This is a genomic window from Pseudomonas sp. MIACH, from assembly GCF_001269925.1.
Taxonomy (GTDB): domain Bacteria; phylum Pseudomonadota; class Gammaproteobacteria; order Pseudomonadales; family Pseudomonadaceae; genus Aquipseudomonas.
Genome location: NZ_LHVO01000042.1, coordinates 11,332 through 27,112, shown reverse-complemented (window position 1 = coordinate 27,112; position 15,781 = coordinate 11,332). Strand labels below are relative to the sequence as shown.

Sequence of the window (15,781 nt, the reverse complement as noted above, 5' to 3'; positions counted from 1 at the left end):
TCATTTCGGCGTGTCGGACGCAAGGTTCAGGTGTGCCAGAATCATTGCGACTGACTCGGCCGCCCCTGAAAGTGTGGTGTCGATTGTCAACGGCGTTTTTTTCCAACGCTCATATTCATGCGTCGATACCGATTGCCAAGTCGGCGGGGCCAACCCAGGAATGTCGCCCGTACGGGTTTCCACCCGGCGCCGGTGTTCCTGCGCGTCTGTACACACCACCTGAATATTGAACAGCGCCACGCCTGCTGTCGCGGCCGTGGCTGTCCAGGCTGCCCGGCTTTCCTGTACCGGGTTCACGCAATCGGCCACTACCCTATGACCCAACTGCAAGTTACTCAGCGCCAGCGCATTCGCCACGCCGTAACCGCTGGCACCGACATCACCCGCCAATACGCCCGCGTCGCGAATCGCCTGTTCGATCACATCGATGCGCAGGTAAACCGCACCGGTCTGGCGCGCCAACTCGCGGGCAATCGTGGTTTTGCCGGTGCCGGGCAGGCCGCTGAAGACGATAAGCATGTGTGGAGTTCCGTTCTGTTTTTAGATTGAGGCGGGGTTACTGCTATTTGGCGGGCTTGCACCCGTGGTCTTCGAGGTGGAAAAGCTCACGAGGCTGTTGCTTCATTCATAGGTTTCTCGATCACGATGGAACTGAGGGATACGACCGTTAAGAGAGGCCAGATAACGCCACCGGAGGGAGCGAATCGACGAGGCGGGCTGTCGACGCAGCCAGGTCATAATCGCTTCAGCCGCGATAGCTAATGCAAGTTGCTGGCCTGGGCATTTATGCCTTCCCGCGCCAAAGCTGAACGTTCTTCGCCGAGTGCGTTTGAGCAAGAAGCTATCGGGGTTTGGGTTAGCAAACGGATCTCTATTGGCAGAAGCCAGTAAAACTAAAACGGTATCGCCCGCCTCAAGGACGTTATCCCCAATCGTGCATCGCTTTACGATGAATCGGCGGGTGTTTTGCACAGGCGAGTCGTAGCGTGCCACCTCTGCCACCAAGTCTGCAACGCGCAGCGGCGTCGCGCGTATGTCTTCAACCAGTTCAGGCTGCCGATGAAGCGCTACGAGGGTGTTGCCGATCAGGCCGGCGGTGGCTTCGCACGTCTGTGATAACAGGCCGATCAGGTTGGCGATCAACGCCTTTTGATCGCTCCAGCCGATGGCTTCGCATCCGCGCAGGATATGGCTGAGGAAGTGGTTTCCTTCATCAGCATTGCCCAGTAAAACGCTGAATAATTGGCTTAGCCGAGTGGCCGCCTCATTGGCTGCACCGAGTTGAATGTCGTTGCTTAATGGCGACAGGCACGCGACGAAATCCCGTGTCAGCTTCGCAACCTCGTGCTGCTGGCTGGATGGGATACCTACCAAGGTTGCAATGACACAAACCGGCAACGTGAACATCAACTCATCCAGGTTTTTCCCGCTGTTATCGAGGGCTTCTGCCACGTGCGACACGACATCTGCGATGTTTTTCGTACCTATGGAATTCAAGGCGGGTTCGATAGCCTGCCTGGGGCATAGGTGCTGCGGACCGTCGTTCATGCGCATCAAACGGCCGAAAATCATCCCGGCACTGCTTTGTGCAATGGTAGGCGGAACCGCTTCGTTCATTGGCCGTACTCTGCAGTCGGGATGCCCCAGAACGGCCTCGACAGCGTTGGCGCTACTTGCAATCCATACACGAAGATCTGCATCGAATAGCAAGCCGTTTTGCTGCCTGAGACCTGAGTAATAATCATAGGGGTCAGCATGGGTAGCTGCATCAAGCGGTGTCATTGCGTGAGTCCTGTTCACAAAGAACGGCTACTATCCATCACCTTTCATGGCGACGATTCGTCCAGGAACGAAATATGGAAGTTCAAAGCAATGACACCGCCATTTCCAGAGTGGCCAGCGCTATTGCCGAACCTGCAAGGACAAAAATGTTGTGTTCGCTGATGGACGGCCACGCCCGCACCAGTACCGAAATGGCTGTCATCGCCGATGTGAGTGCATCCACGGCGAGCGCGCATCTGGCAAGACTGAGGGACGACGGGTTGGTCAGGCTGCACACGCAGGGCAGGCATCGCTACTACAGCCTCGCGGACACACACGTCGCCCAGGCCATCGAGGCGCTTATGGTGATCAGCCAACAGGTAGCGACACGGTATGTTTCAACGACCCCAACCCGATTGCAGTTCGCGCGCACCTGTTATGACCACATGGCAGGTGCATTGGCTGTACGCCTGCACGACCATTTCATGGCGTCAGGCTGGTTGATCGTGCCAGCCGCCGAGGACGGCCTGTACACACTCACGGTGAGTGGCGAGAAAGCGATGGCCGATCTCGGTATCGAGATAGAAAAAGTCAGTGCCCAGCGACGTCGCTTCGCCTGCCCATGCCTGGACTGGAGTATGCGCCGCCCGCATCTTGCAGGAGCACTCGGAGCGGCTTTCCTGCAGGTGTTCATCAGCCGCAAGTGGGTGACTCAAGACCTTGACAGCCGGGCGCTGGCATTGACATTGAGCGGGCGCAAGGCCCTGTCGGGTCGATTCGGAATGGTGTTTGAAGAGCAAGAAATGGAGGTGCCTTTTAGTGCGAAACCTGAAACGGCCCGGATACTAAAGACACGACAGGACGCTTTCCCATGACCTTGCCGTTCACAAAAATGCACGCCCACGGCGACGACTTCATCATCATCGACCGCCGTGGCCTGGACGACCCTGTCACCCCCGAGGTCGCGCGCCAACTGGGCAATCGCCACACCGGCATCGGCTTCAATCAATTGGCCGTGGTGCTCGACTGCGAAGACGCCGCCGCGCGCGTCAAATTCTGGAACCCCAACGGTACGCCGCTCGCAACCTGCGGCAGCGCCACGCGCGGGGTGGCCGACCGCTTGATGCATGAAACTCGCAGCGATTCGGTTGTGCTGCGCACCGACCGGGGCCTGCTGACCTGCGTGCGGGTAGCGGATCGCCAAGTGTCGGTCAACATGGGCGAGCCGTCGCTGGACTGGGCGGCGGTGCCGCTGGCCGAGGCCATGGATACGTGTACGTTACCGCTGGCGGGCAATCCGGCGGCGTGCAGCATGGGCAACCCCCATTGCACGTTTTTCGTGGAGGACATTGCCGCCATCGATGTGGCCGCTGTCGGTCCGGCCCTGGAAATTCACCCGTTATTCCCGGCCAAGACCAATGTGCATTTTGTGCAGGTGCTCGACCGTGGGCATATCCGCCTGCGCATCTGGGAACGTGGCGGCGGCGTGCCGTTGGGGTCCGGTTCGTGTTGCTGCGGCGCGGTGGTCAATGGCATCCGCCGCGGTTTGCTGGATGCCACGGTGCAGGTGCAGTGCGACGGCGGTACGGTCACGGTGTGTTGGGACGGGCAGGGCGGTGTGGTCTTGACCGGCAGTGTGGAGCCGGTGATGCAGGGCAGCGCCTACCTGCCCTGAAATGTCACCGTAAAGCAGGTGCCGTTGGTGGCGCAGGAACTCACCGCCACATCGCCGCCATGCACCTTGGCCAACTCCCGCACGATATACAGGCCCAGGCCCACACTGCGCACGTCGCTGCCCTGGTCGGTGCCACGGGTCATGGGCTCGAACAGCCCGTCCAGCAGCGCTTCGGGGATCGCCGTGCCGTGGTTGTGCACCGACACTGCGCAAGCGCCATCCCCCAGGCGCGAGGTAATGGTGATTGGCCGTTGCAGGTCGCCATACGCCACGCTGTTGGCGACCAGGTTGCCGATGATTTGCTGCACACGGTCGGCATCAAGGTTCGCGTCGCCATGGCCTTCGGCGTGATGCTCCAAGGTTGCAGCGGGGAATGCGACACGCAGCTCATCCACCGCGCGATGAATCACCCCGTGCAGGTCCAGTGGTGCCGCCTTGATGGTGATGCCATGGCCGACCCGCGCCTGGGTGAAGTCCAACAGATCGGCGATCATGCGTTGCGCGCGCTCGGACGACTGGCCGATATGCCCGAGCAGTTGGCGCTCCTTGGCCGTGCGCTCGCCACGGCTGAGAAAGTCCGACGCCATGCGGATCGCCGTGAGCGGATTTTTCAGGTCATGACTGACAATCGCGACCATCTGCTCGGCAAATAGGGCGCGCCGCTGAGCGATGGCATAGGCCTCGTTCAGATCGGCCTGGGCTTGTTGCAGCGCAACTTCGGTGGCGGTTTTTTCCTGCAACAGCGCTTCGGCCAGGTTGCGCGCGTTGAGCAGCTCGCGTTCGTACTTGTCGCGGTCGGTGGTGCCGAACAGCGCCAGGTCGTACACCACGGCATCGGCGTGCTCACGTTTGTTGCCGTTGAGCAGGACGGTCAGCTTTTGCCCGTCGCGGTGCAGCATGTCCAGTTTCACTTCGGTGACGCTGCCGTGCATGCGCAGCATCGGCGCCAGGTGGGTCTGGTGGAAAATTCGCCCGCCGATGGTCAACAAGTCCTGGAAGCGCCGGCCACACAGCTCGGCGACACTGAACCCCAACCACTCGCTGAAGCGCGCGTTGGCCTGCAGGATCGTGCCGTCTTCGCTGGCGACGGCCAGGGCGCAGGCGGCGTTGTCGAACAATTCAGCCGGCACAGGCAATCGCCCAGGGCGCGAGGAAATCCTGCATGGCTGCCGCACAGGCCTGCGGTGCGCTCATGTGCGGGCAATGGCCGACGTTGTCCACCAGGCAATAGGTGCTGTTGGGCAGCACGCTGTGCAGGTATTCACCCACGGCTACGGGGGCGATCAGGTCGTCACTCGATTGCAGGATCAGCACCGGGGTCGTCAGGCCGATCACGTCCTGGCGGTTGTCCGACAGAAAGGTTACCCGCGCGAACTGCTTGGCGATGTCCGGCTCGGTGCGGCAGAAACTGTCGCTGAGGGTTTCGCTCAATGCCGGTTGCTCGGGCGCGCCCATGATCACCGGGGCCATGGCGCTGGACCAGCCGAGGTAGTTGCTGTCGAGGGTGTCGAGCAGGTCGTCGATGTCGGCGCGTTTGAAGCCGCCCACGTAGCCGTCGGCGTCGATATAGCGCGGCGACGGGCCGATCATCACATGGGCTGCGACACGGCCGGGGACCAGGCGGTCGGCGAGGGTGCCGATCATCGCACTGACCGAGTGCCCGACCAGAATCACCGGGCCCTCGGCAAAGGCATCGATGATCTCGTTCAAGTCGCGGGCATAGCCGTCCAGCGCACTGTACTTGGCCTTGTCGAAGGCGCCGAGGTCGGAAAGACCGGCGCCCACCAGGTCATACAGCACCACGCGAAAGCGTTTCAGAAACTGCGGCGCCAGGTCGTTCCACATCGCCTGGTTGCAGCCAAAGCCATGGGAAAACACCAGGGTCGCGGTGCCGTCGCCCAGGACGTTAACGTTGTTGCGGTGACGTAGGTCCATGGGCTTCTCGGTTATGGCGTTTTGCTATAAATGCGCGCAGTTTAGCATCGCGCGTGATCACGCGTTATAGCTTGGATAAGGTAAAGTCGACACCTTCAGGAAGAAACTTCAGGTAACAAAACATGATGCGGTGGTTGCGGCAATCCGTCTTGAGTCTGCTGGTGTTGATGTCTACCGGCCTGTTTATCGTGGCCCAGGCGGACACCTCGCCCATCGGCGTGGCCCTTGACCAGCGGGTCATCGACCTCACCAACACCCTCGATGCCGACACCACCACCCGTCTGAAAGACCAACTCGCCGCCCTTGAGCAACGCAAAGGCGCCCAGGTGGCAGTGTTGCTGGTGCCCACCACCCGTGGCGCCAGCATCGAGGACTACGCCAACCAACTGTTCCGCGCCTGGAAGCTGGGGCGCAAGGACGTCAACGACGGCATCCTGCTGGTGGTGGCCAAGGACGACCGCAAGGTGCGCATCGAGGTGGGCTATGGCCTGGAGGGCACGGTGACCGACCTGCTGGCCCATCGGATTATCGAAGAGCACATCACCCCGGCGTTTCGCCAGGGCGACTATGCCGGTGGTGTGGCCCAGGGTGTGAATGATCTGGTGGTGCTGGTGGACGGTGGTGACTTGCCCCAAGTCGCCAAGCCAGACCTTAACCCCCAGATCATCGCGCTGTTGCTGGCATTTATCGCGGGCGCCATCGGCGGCGTACTGCTTGCCGCCGGCAAGCTGCACTGGCGCCGTGCCTTGATCGCCGCAGTGGCGGTTACTGTGCTGCTGGCGGTTTTTGGTGGCGGCCGCGACGGGTTGATGTTCCTGCTGGTGATACCGCTGGTCATGCTGATCGGCGGCGCGATATTCGGTGCATTGTGGCTGGCGCGCGCGGTGTTTTATTGCGTTATCGGGCTGCTGGTTTACATCCTGGGGTTGGTCGTGGTGAATCATCGGTACGCCGACGTCGACTTTATCTATTGGCTGGCGTATCCCCTGGGCGCGTTGCTGGTGCTGGGGTTGTACCTGGTCCTGTTCGCGGTCATGAGGATGGCGTGGCAGCAAAGTCGCGTGGGATTTATCGCGCGGTTGCTGGCGGCGGTGGCGGTGTATGTGGCGGCGGGAATGTTGATGGAGCTTGGGCGCAACAGCTGGCTGTTTGCATTCCCTATCGCGTCGTTTGCGGCGCTGTTTATCTTCATCAAGACCAGCGGCGGGTCGGGGTCGAGTTCGGACTCAGGTTCAAGCTCGAGCTCAGATTCAAGCTCAAGCTCAGACTCCAGCAGCTCTTCCGGCGGCGGTGGTTCCAGCGGCGGCGGCGGGGCTTCGGGGAGCTGGTGACGGCGGGCTTTTTGGAGAGGGGGCAAGCCCTAATGCCCGTCAGTTAAGCTTACATCGCCTCCTGTAGGAGCGAGCTTGCTCGCGAAAAACGTCAACGATAACGCGTGCTTCCTGAATGAACGCGGCGCCCGTGAGTTTTTCGCGAGCAAGCTCGCTCCTACAAAAAGCCTTGTCTCGTTTACAGCCGCTTAGACAGAAACACGCGGCTGCTGCCCTGCGGCGCACAGGGTATTTCCCCGAACCGCACCCAGCCGTACTTCTCGTAAAAACCCGGGGCCTGGAAACTGAGGGTGTACAGCACGGCATTCAGGCAACCCCGGCGTCGGGCTTCATCCTCAAAGGCTTGCAGCAACCGGCTGCCCAGGCCTGTGCCGCGCAGGTTCTCGGGCAGGTGGAACAGGTCGAGAAAGGCCATGCCCAGTGTGGTTTTGCCGGTGATGCCACCGACGATCTGCCGGGTGTCGGGGTCTTTGATCAATACCGTCAGTGGCAGGCGGTCGTTGTAGCCGGCGATACCTTCGTTGAACGCCGCGAGGCCGTTGCCGAGAATGCGCTCGGCGTCGGGGTTGGGTTGGTCGCTGATTTCTATAAGCGCTGCGGTCATCGCAAAACCCTCCGTTGGTTAAAGCGTCATCAGCATTTCATGCCACGCCATCCCGCCATGCTCCGAGGGTGAAGGGCGCACATAGGTGTAGCCCATGCGGGTGTACAACGGCACATGCTGTTCCTTGCACATCAGGTGAATCGTGCGCTTGCCCATCGCGCGCATGCGCTGCACGAACTCGGTCATCAGCACCTTGGAATACCCCTTGCCCTGATGCGCCGGGTCGACCACCACCGACATGATCACCACATTCGGCGCCTCGGCCGAATGCCCCACCAGTTCCTTGAACGCCTCGTCCGACATCACCACTTCATGGGCGCAGCCGCCGTTGATAAAACCCACCACCTCGCCATCGGCCTCAAGGATCAAAAAGCCTTGCGGGTATAGCGCAATGCGCGTGGCGATCTTTTCCAGGGTCGCGGCTTCGTCGCCCTCGTAGGCGGTGATTTCAATCGCGTAGCAACGGGCAGCGTCGGCGGGGAGGGCGTTGCGTAAGGTGAGGGCGGGCATGGGCGTTTCCTGGGGCGTTGAGCGAAAGGCCACATCATAACGGCCTCGCTGGGACTCTGCGCTGAACACAGAACAAAATGTAGGAGGGGGCTTGCACCCAATGCCGGTCAGTTAAGGGACAGAACGGGCAACCAGTCACCTGTGGCGAGCGGGCTTGCCCCGCGTTGGGCTGCGCAGCAGCCCCAAAACCAGGTGCAGTGGAGTGCCTGATACACCCCCTTCCTCTTCATCAGAGGCGCTTCGCCCCCCAACGCGGTCGGTGCGACGATTCGACAAGCCCGCTCGCCACAGATTTACCACTCGCCGTCGGGGTTGCAGTTGGCGTGTATTCCGATGAAAAAACCGCTGCCGCGCTGACGCACCGACTGTAGGAGCCGGCTTGCCGGCGAAAAGCCCGAGGGCAATGCGCTTATTCAGAATGGCCGCGTCATCGTTGACGATTTTCGCTGGCAAGCCAGCTCCTACGGGTGGGCTTGTTCAGTGGAAAAAGTGGGTTCGCAAGGTTGCGATCACTTGTGTAACGGACGGCCCGTGGATCGGTGGAGGCATCAGGCTCTCACCAAACTCCCGCCACACAAACAGCGTCAGTTCCGCGCCATCGGTGAGCGTTTTTGCCAGGTCCTGCGAACCCAAACCCTGCAACCGCCGATAGCGCTCATCCCGCCAGAATGCTTCCTCCACCCAGTCATACACCGGGATGAAATGAAAGTGCAGCGGGAACCCCGGCATATGCCCATAGCGGCTGATATACAACCACTTGGGCTTGAGTTGCGCGTCCATGACCCGCTGGGTTTTTGCCAGCAGTCCACCCAGTTCGGCCAACGCTGCCTCCGGCATATCGGCGAGGGAGTCAATCGGCGCCTTGGCGCCCAGCATCAGGTAACCCGGCAGCTTCGAAGCCAGGTGATGGTTGAGCAGCCAGTGCTCGGTCTCAAACAGGATGTAGGCGGGGTCGATCTGCATCAGTGCGCGTCCTTGGGAGCAGGGTGGGCAGGATAACAAGCACGCGCGCCTGTATCCCACAAAACCACGGGATCTGTGTCTATCGCGCACGTTGTCGGGTGGATAGCCTCAGGCCACGTTAACTGACGACCGAGCACGCCATGGAACTCACCGCTGTCCCGTTTGGCATCACCGACTGGTCCACCGTCGAACCCGAGCTTCACCCCGGCGTTACCGGCAGTGCCTCATGGCGCACCTGCCACTTCGGCACCACCCGCGTGCGCAGAGTGGATTACAGCCCCGGCTACCTGGCCGATCACTGGTGCACGCGCGGGCATGTTCTGCTGTGCCTGGAAGGCGAGCTGCACACGGAGCTGGAGGACGGCCGCCAGTTCACGCTGACGGCCGGGATGAGTTACCAGGTGGGCAATGACATGGAGGCGCATCGTTCCTCGACGAGTGTCGGGGCGAAGCTGTTTATCGTGGATTGAGGAGTGATCTTTGTGGCGAGCGGGCTTGTCCCGCGTTGGGCTGCGAAGCAGCCCTGAAACCTGCCGACGAGGTCTGTTTGAAGGAACTTCATGATCTTATTGGGGCTGCTTCGCAGCCCAACGCGGGACAAGCCCGCTCGCCACAAAAACAGAAACAGCCACAGAAACAGGCACAACCCCCCAATCCGCTGCATCAATGCATCTTGCTATGGTCCATGCCATCCAGCCCACGCGCCTTGGCCTGAACCTCAACGGTCTGCTTCTCGCCCTTGGCGTTCTCCACGGTCAACGTCAGCGGCACCTGGTCGCCTTCCTTGATCTGACCGGTCAGGCCCATCAGCATCACGTGATAACCGTCCGGGTCGAGCTTGACCGCCTTGCCCGCCGGCAGGGCCACCGAGTCCACCGGACCCATGCGCATCACGTCGTCCTTCATGCTCATTTCATGGATCTGCACGTCCTTGGCCACCGGCGAGGCCACGCTGAGCAGCTTGCTGTCGCTGTCGGCGGTCACGGTCATGAACGCGCCGCTGGACGGTTGGCCCGGCACCGAGGCGCGCACCCAGGCGTCGGTCACTTGCACCTGGGCGCTGGCGTGGGCGGCGAAACCCAGCAGGGCGAGGCTGAGGGTGAAGCGCTTGAGGTGTTGAACGGCAGTCATTAGCAGACCTCCATGACGGTGAGCAGGTCTTCTGCGCACTCTTTAGCGGTAAGGGATGCCTGCAAACCCAGGCGCAGGTTGCCACGGGTGTCGAAGACAAAACTGGTGGCCGTGTGGGACAGGGTGTAGGTGTCGCCGGCGGGGATCTTTTCATAAAAGATCCCGAACTCCTTGGCGGCCACGGCGATTTCTTCCGGGGTGCCGTACAGCGCTTCAAAGCTGGGGTCGAAGGCCTTGACGTACTTGTCGAGAATCTCCGGCGTGTCGCGTTCCGGGTCCAGGGTGATAAAGATCACCTGCATGATCTCGCTGTCACGGCCCATCAGCTTCTTGGCCTGGGCGGCGCGGGCGAGGGTGGTCGGGCACACGGCCGGGCACTGGGTGAAACCGAAGAACACCACCGGCATCAGGCCGCGGTAGGAACTGAGGGTGACAGTGTCGCCCTCGGTGTTCTTGAGCTTGAAGGTGCGGCCCATGATCTTGTCGCTCAAGTCCTTGCCGTACTTGAAGTTCAATTTCGGGCTGTTGTCACAACCGGCCAGCAGGCCCAGACCCAACAGGCCCATGCCGGTCAGGACCTTGCGGCGGGTGAATAACGTACTCATCAACTGTGCATCCTGTGAAACGCCCGCATTGCGCGAAATCAACTCGGCAGGCTTTGAAAAGGAGTAAAGAAGGAGGGCGCCAAGTCTACCAACCCTGGCCAGCCCGCGTAATCTGCGACGTTCTGCCACAGGGGCACGCCGCGCTTCATCCTTTTGCGGCTCTGATGGTAGAGTCGCCGCCATGAAATTGAGCCACCCCGACCGTTCCCTGATCGTCTGGACCCTGTACTTCTGCGTGCTGATGAACCTGTTCGTGTGCGGTTTGGGCCATGGCCAGATGATGGGCCAGCAGCTCAACGGGATCGGTGGCGCGTTCTGCGCGGTGGATGGCAAACAGGCGCCACTTTCCGACAAAGGGCTGGGCGCGCCGTCTTCCAGCAACATCTCGAACTACTTTGCCTGCCCGGTGTGCAACGCCTTGACCGTTGCGCTGGTGTTCCTGATCGGCCTGGCCTGGCTGTTAGGCCTGGGGCAAACCCCGCGCCCGGCCCATGAACGGCGCAACAAGGCACCGCCGCGTTATTCCTGGCCCTCGGCCAACCCCCGCGCATCCCCCGCATTCTGACGTGTGCCTTGGGCCCCCTGTGACCAGGGGGCGTTCTATCGTCACGACTGTGAGTGCGCTTTATGAACCATCACTTGCCTGCAGGCGCCAGCCGCCTGGTCAGCCAGGCGTCCCGTCGCCCGCGCGCGGAACCGGCACGCCCGGACTACCCCAGCAATGCCCGCTGCTTTGTGCACCTGGATGCGCGCCTGTTGCCGTATTGGCACACCCTGTTCGACGTCTGCCCAATGCTGCTCAAGCTCGACCCGCCCGAAGGCCTGAACCTGTTTCGCAGCTTTATGACCTGGGCCTATCGCAACCGCCCGGCCCAGGACTGGACGTATCACTTGAGCGTCTGTCGTTGGCTGCTGGGCTCGGCGTATCGCGCGCAGATTGGCGACGAGCCCATCGAGGCCTTCATGGCCGCCGCCGCCGCGCGCTGGATCAGTACCGATCAGAGCCCTGCGCTGGGCATCGTCCTGGCGTGGCGCGGGTCGAAGGTGTTCGATTGGAAGGACGCTCGGTTCGCGGCTGCCGAACAACAGGTGCTGCCCGCTCCAGCGTGGGAGTTTGCCTGGAGCCCGCTGACGCACCTGGGCGAATTCAACCGCTGGTTGCCGCTGCCGTGAACCGCGCTTGATCGGCATCAAGGCCACGGCCTGCGCAAGTCCGCACACTGAGGGTCCTCACTGGCCGGTCCCTCTGCGAGGCCTCCATGCTCTACCTCCTGTTGCTATTGGCCCACCTGTTCGCCGCGCTGATCTTTATCGGCACGGTGTTTTTCGAGGTGCTGATCCTGGGGCACCTGCACCAGCATTTGCCGATTCGGGTGATGGTGCTGGTGGAGCAGGGCGTCGGCCGGCGCGCCCGGGTAGTGATGCCGTGGGTGTTGCTGGTGCTGTTCGGCGCCGGGCTCGGCATGGTCTGGCTGCGTTACCTGCCGGCGTTGGCGGCACCGTTGGCGTCCTCGTTCGGCACGTTGCTGGGCCTCAAGTTGATCCTGGCCGCCAGCGTGTTGCTGCACTTTCTGGTGACCATGGCGCGGATGCGCTGGGGCAAGGTCAGCGCGCGCTATAGCCGCTTCATTCACCTGAGCCTGTTCGCGCACATGGTCGCCATTGTGTTGCTGGCCAAGGGCATGTTTTACCTCAGCTGGTAACGACCTTGATGCATATCAAGGTGCGCCGACCAGTCGCACCGGACAATGCACCACCGCCGCCCGCTCCGGAGTCCGCCATGCGCACCCATCTTCATCCCACCCGCTTTCGTCAGGGCCAGGGCGTGCTGGACCTGGCGTGCGATGCGGACACGCGCCGCTTCCATGGCGGTGTCGGTTCCCTCGACCTGTTGCGTGCCCTGCGCGACAGTCGCCAGCGCCAGCGGCCCCTGGCGTTGAACCTGCAGTGGCCGGCGGTCGACGGCGGCGCCGACTACCTGCGCAGCCTCACCGAGGAAATCCAGTTGATCGGCTGCCATCTCGGCCCGCGCCAGCCGGTCGAGCACTTTCACCTGCGCGGCACCACGCCGACCATCGAGCAGGTGTGTACGTTGCTGGAACACCTGCACAGCCGCTTCAACTTCCTCGACCACGACCGCGGCGACTACCGTATCGACCTCGACCCCTGGCACACCGACTGGGCCACCATGGGCCTGCTGCGCGACCAGGGCTTCAACCATGCCAGCATCGGCGTGCCCGACGTCAGTCGCGAGGGACCGCTGTGCCAGGCGCGGTACCAGGACCCGGCGCCTATCGAATCGCTGGTGGATGCGGCGCGCACCTTCGGCTTTCGCTCGGTGAACATCGACCTCGGCTACGGCCATGCCTGGCAGACGCCGGCCAGTTTCGAGTTGAAACTGGCCAGCCTGATTGCCCTGGAGCCGGATCGCCTGCAACTGTTCGATTACGCCCAGCCACCGGTGCGCTACCAGGGCCGGCAACCCCAGGCGTTTTGCAGCGCGGCGGATAAGATCGTCATGCGCCGCAGCGGCTTTGAACACCTCACCGCCGCCGGGTATCACTACATCGGCCTGGGCCAGTTCGCCCGCGCCGACGATGACCTCAAACAGGCCCAGGAGCGCGGTCGCCTCAGCTGTAACTGCGAAGGCTTTACCCTGCACGGCTACTGCGATCACATCGGCTTTGGCCTGGGCGCCATCAGCCAGATCGATACATTGTGCGCGCAGAACACGGCGGTTCTGCCGCACTACCGTGAGCAGCTGGCCAGTGGTCAACCGGCCACGTGCCGAGGCTGGTTTCGCGAGGCGGCCGACCCGGTGCGCCTGCATGTCGCCGAACGCCTGGCCTGTGACCTGGAACTGAATATCCAGGCCGTGGAGCGCCGTTACGGCCTGGTGTTCAGGCGTTATTTCGCCAACCTCTGGCCGCTGCTGGAGGCGTTGCACCGCGACGGTCTGGTCGAGTTGTCGCCTACGTTTATCTGGCTGCTGCCTGCGGGCCTGCCCCAGGTGGATGCCATCTGCGCATTGTTCGAACGGGCGGTGCTCGCCACCCCCGTCAGCGCCAACGACGAGGTGATCGACCATGACGGCGTTTGAATTCGACCGTGCCCTGGTGCACAAATACGACCGCCCGGGGCCGCGCTACACCTCGTACCCGACCGCGCCGCAGTTCAACAGCGCGTTTGCCCTGGACGACTATCACCAGGCCGTGCGCGCCAGTCACCAGCTCGCCGCGCCCAAGGCGTTGTCGGTGTACATCCACGTTCCGTTCTGCCAGAGCCTTTGCTACTACTGCGGCTGCCACAAGATCATCACCCGCAAGACCCACCGCGCCGTCGAGTATGTGGCGTACCTCAAGCGCGAGATCCAGATGCAGGGCGCGCTGTTCGAGCGCTCGCGACGCCTGACCCAATTGCACCTTGGCGGCGGCACACCGACGTATCTGGACGACGCGCAACTGGCCGAACTGATGGCCTGCCTGGCGGACAACTTCAGCCTGGATGACAGCGACGCCCATGAGTTCTCCATCGAGGTCGACCCGCGCACCATCAGCGTCGAACGCGTCAACACCCTGCGCCGGCTGGGCTTCAATCGCCTGAGCTTCGGCGTGCAGGACTTCGACCCCGACGTCCAGGCCGCCGTCAATCGCCAGCAAAGCGAAACGCAGATCCTGCAACTGGTGGCAGCGGCCCGCGAGGCACGCTTCAAGTCGGTGAGTGTTGACCTGATCTACGGCCTGCCCCTGCAAACCGTGGCCAGCTTCGACGTGACCTTGAGCAAGCTGATCGCCCTGCGGCCCGACCGCGTGGCCGCCTACAGCTACGCACACTTGCCGAGCCAGATCCGCGCCCAGCGCATGATCCGTCCCGAAGACATGCCACCGCCGGCACGCAAGCTGGAACTGCTGGAACTGACCATCCGCCGCCTCACCGAGGCCGGGTATGTCTACATCGGCATGGACCATTTCGCCCTGCCCGACGATGAGCTGGCACTGGCGCGCGTCAATGGCAGCCTGCAACGTAACTTCCAGGGCTACTCCACCCATGCCGATTGCGACCTGATTGGCCTGGGCGTATCGGCCATCGGCAAGGTCGGCGACAGCTACAGCCAGAGCGTCAAGGAGCTGTCCCAGTACTACGCGCGCATCGATGCGGGCATGTTGCCGGTGCAACGCGGTTACCGGCTCAACCCCGATGACGTACTGCGCCGCGAGGTGATCAACGGCCTGATGTGCGACGGCCGCGTCGATGTCGCCCAGGTCGAAGCGGCCCACGGCATTCGTTTCAACGACTATTTTGCCGAAGCGTTGACGCAGTTGGACGAGCAAGTGGCGGACGGGCTGTTGCTGGTCCGGGACGACGCACTGCAACTGCTGCCCAAGGGCCAACTGATGGTGCGCAGCGTGGCCATGGCCTTCGACGCCTACCTGGGCGGCGCCCACAAAGGCCAATTCTCCCGCACCGTCTGACCGAGCACGCACCCCGATAGCAGTGTGTCAGCCAACACCTCTACCAACCTGCCGCCGCCATCGAAGCCTCGCTGAAGCTCGACATCTCCCACAGGGGATCAGCGGTGCCCACGAGGTCTACAGCCGGGCAACTTCCCACCTGCCAACCGAGCTCAAATGTGGGAGGGGGCTTGCTCCCGATGGCGGTGGGTCAGCCAACACCTCTACTAAGCATGCCGCCGCCATCGAAGCCTCGCTGAAGCTCGACATCTCCCACAGGGGATTAGCGGTGCCCATCAGACCTACGGCCGGACGTTTTCTACCTGTCAACAACATTCAAATGTGGGAGGGGGCTTGCTCCCGATAGCGTTGGGTCAGCCAGCACCTCTATCAACTGTGCCGCCGCCATCGAAGCCTCGCTAAAGCTCGACATCTCCCACAGGGAATCAGCGGTGCCCATCAGACCTACGGCCGGACGTTTTCTACCTGTCAACAACATTCAAATGTGGGAGGGGGCTTGCTCCCGATAGCGTTGGGTCAGCCAGCACCTCTATCAACTGTGCCGCCGCCATCGAAGCCTCGCTAAAGCTCGACATCTCCCACAGGGAATCAGCGGTGCCCATCAGACCTACGGCCGGACGTTTTCTACCTGTCAACAACATTCAAATGTGGGAGGGGGCTTGCTCCCGATAGCGGTGGGTCAGCCAGCCCCTCTATCAACTGTGCCGCCGTCATCAAAGCCTCGCTAAAGCTCGACATCTCCCACAGGGGATCAGCGGTGCCCATGCGCTCTACGACCTGGCTGCTTCCAGCCT

At 62.2% G+C, this 15,781-nt stretch carries 18 protein-coding genes; 9 read left to right on the top strand and 9 right to left on the bottom strand.

Features of this window, described 5'->3' with window-relative positions:
* On the bottom strand, positions 1-519 hold the full coding sequence (locus AD670_RS16190) for an AAA family ATPase (protein ID WP_053134281.1): 519 nt from the start codon (positions 517-519) through the stop codon (positions 1-3).
* A 102-nt stretch (positions 520-621) separates the two neighbouring features.
* A complete protein-coding gene (locus AD670_RS16185) occupies positions 622-1,782 on the bottom strand; it encodes a cytochrome P450 (RefSeq protein WP_053134277.1) in 1,161 nt (386 codons plus the stop codon).
* Positions 1,783-1,856: 74 nt separating this feature from the next.
* Here AD670_RS16185 and AD670_RS16180 point away from each other — a divergent pair, with 74 nt between their 5' ends.
* Both AD670_RS16180 and dapF read left to right on the top strand, forming a co-directional pair.
* Positions 1,857-2,636 (top strand): helix-turn-helix transcriptional regulator, encoded by a 780-nt coding sequence (locus tag AD670_RS16180; protein WP_053134274.1) that lies wholly within the window; start codon positions 1,857-1,859, stop codon positions 2,634-2,636.
* On the top strand, positions 2,633-3,436 hold the full coding sequence (dapF, locus tag AD670_RS16175) for a diaminopimelate epimerase (protein WP_053134271.1): 804 nt from the start codon (positions 2,633-2,635) through the stop codon (positions 3,434-3,436). The genes AD670_RS16180 and dapF overlap by 4 nt, the downstream gene beginning before the upstream one ends.
* Here the strand turns inward: dapF and AD670_RS16170 are convergent.
* Together AD670_RS16170 and AD670_RS16165 are read right to left on the bottom strand one after the other, a co-directional pair.
* Positions 3,424-4,566: a PAS domain-containing sensor histidine kinase gene (locus AD670_RS16170; protein WP_053134268.1), complete on the bottom strand. Its 1,143-nt coding sequence runs from the start codon at positions 4,564-4,566 to the stop codon at positions 3,424-3,426. The genes dapF and AD670_RS16170 overlap by 13 nt on opposite strands.
* Complete coding sequence (locus AD670_RS16165) at positions 4,556-5,371, bottom strand: alpha/beta fold hydrolase (RefSeq protein WP_053134266.1); 816 nt, start codon at positions 5,369-5,371, stop codon at positions 4,556-4,558. The genes AD670_RS16170 and AD670_RS16165 overlap by 11 nt, the downstream gene beginning before the upstream one ends.
* Before the next feature lie 122 nt (positions 5,372-5,493).
* Here AD670_RS16165 and AD670_RS16160 point away from each other — a divergent pair, with 122 nt between their 5' ends.
* Positions 5,494-6,702 carry a YgcG family protein gene (locus tag AD670_RS16160; RefSeq protein WP_053134262.1) on the top strand — a complete coding sequence of 403 codons (1,209 nt, stop codon included), beginning with the start codon at positions 5,494-5,496 and terminating at the stop codon, positions 6,700-6,702.
* A 178-nt stretch (positions 6,703-6,880) separates the two neighbouring features.
* Here the strand turns inward: AD670_RS16160 and AD670_RS16155 are convergent, their stop codons facing one another.
* The 3 genes from AD670_RS16155 to AD670_RS16145 all read right to left on the bottom strand — a co-directional run bounded on the left by AD670_RS16155 (position 6,881) and on the right by AD670_RS16145 (position 8,779).
* Positions 6,881-7,306 carry an N-acetyltransferase gene (locus tag AD670_RS16155; RefSeq protein ID WP_053134257.1) on the bottom strand — a complete coding sequence of 142 codons (426 nt, stop codon included), beginning with the start codon at positions 7,304-7,306 and terminating at the stop codon, positions 6,881-6,883.
* An 18-nt stretch (positions 7,307-7,324) separates the two neighbouring features.
* Positions 7,325-7,816, bottom strand: a complete 492-nt coding sequence (locus AD670_RS16150; protein ID WP_053134254.1) for a GNAT family N-acetyltransferase — start codon at positions 7,814-7,816, stop codon at positions 7,325-7,327.
* A gap of 477 nt (positions 7,817-8,293) precedes the next feature.
* Positions 8,294-8,779, bottom strand: a complete 486-nt coding sequence (locus AD670_RS16145; RefSeq protein WP_053134251.1) for an HIT family protein — start codon at positions 8,777-8,779, stop codon at positions 8,294-8,296.
* Between the two features lie 140 nt (positions 8,780-8,919).
* On the opposite strand from AD670_RS16145, the gene AD670_RS16140 reads away from it, so the two are divergent.
* A complete protein-coding gene (locus AD670_RS16140) occupies positions 8,920-9,249 on the top strand; it encodes a DHCW motif cupin fold protein (protein ID WP_053134248.1) in 330 nt (109 codons plus the stop codon).
* 193 nt (positions 9,250-9,442) lie between these two features.
* Here the strand turns inward: AD670_RS16140 and AD670_RS16135 are convergent, their stop codons facing one another.
* Together AD670_RS16135 and AD670_RS16130 are read right to left on the bottom strand one after the other, a co-directional pair.
* On the bottom strand, positions 9,443-9,910 hold the full coding sequence (locus AD670_RS16135; protein WP_053134245.1) for a copper chaperone PCu(A)C: 468 nt from the start codon (positions 9,908-9,910) through the stop codon (positions 9,443-9,445).
* Positions 9,910-10,515: an SCO family protein gene (locus AD670_RS16130; RefSeq protein WP_053134242.1), complete on the bottom strand. Its 606-nt coding sequence runs from the start codon at positions 10,513-10,515 to the stop codon at positions 9,910-9,912. Before AD670_RS16130 ends, AD670_RS16135 begins: the two co-directional genes overlap by 1 nt.
* A 181-nt stretch (positions 10,516-10,696) precedes the next feature.
* On the opposite strand from AD670_RS16130, the gene AD670_RS16125 reads away from it, so the two are divergent.
* From AD670_RS16125 to hemN, 5 genes are all read left to right on the top strand, one after another.
* Positions 10,697-11,080 carry a DUF2946 domain-containing protein gene (locus tag AD670_RS16125; RefSeq protein WP_053134239.1) on the top strand — a complete coding sequence of 128 codons (384 nt, stop codon included), beginning with the start codon at positions 10,697-10,699 and terminating at the stop codon, positions 11,078-11,080.
* Between the two features lie 62 nt (positions 11,081-11,142).
* Positions 11,143-11,688: a putative natural product biosynthesis protein gene (locus tag AD670_RS16120; protein WP_053134237.1), complete on the top strand. Its 546-nt coding sequence runs from the start codon at positions 11,143-11,145 to the stop codon at positions 11,686-11,688.
* A gap of 86 nt (positions 11,689-11,774) precedes the next feature.
* The gene (locus tag AD670_RS16115) at positions 11,775-12,218 is read left to right on the top strand and encodes a CopD family copper resistance protein (RefSeq protein ID WP_053134234.1); all 444 of its coding nucleotides are present in this window, start codon (positions 11,775-11,777) and stop codon (positions 12,216-12,218) included.
* A gap of 77 nt (positions 12,219-12,295) precedes the next feature.
* Positions 12,296-13,615 (top strand): coproporphyrinogen III oxidase, encoded by a 1,320-nt coding sequence (locus tag AD670_RS16110; protein WP_053134229.1) that lies wholly within the window; start codon positions 12,296-12,298, stop codon positions 13,613-13,615.
* Complete coding sequence (gene hemN, locus AD670_RS16105; RefSeq protein WP_053134226.1) at positions 13,602-14,987, top strand: oxygen-independent coproporphyrinogen III oxidase; 1,386 nt, start codon at positions 13,602-13,604, stop codon at positions 14,985-14,987. The genes AD670_RS16110 and hemN overlap by 14 nt, the downstream gene beginning before the upstream one ends.
* Positions 14,988-15,781: the final 794 nt, after the last annotated feature.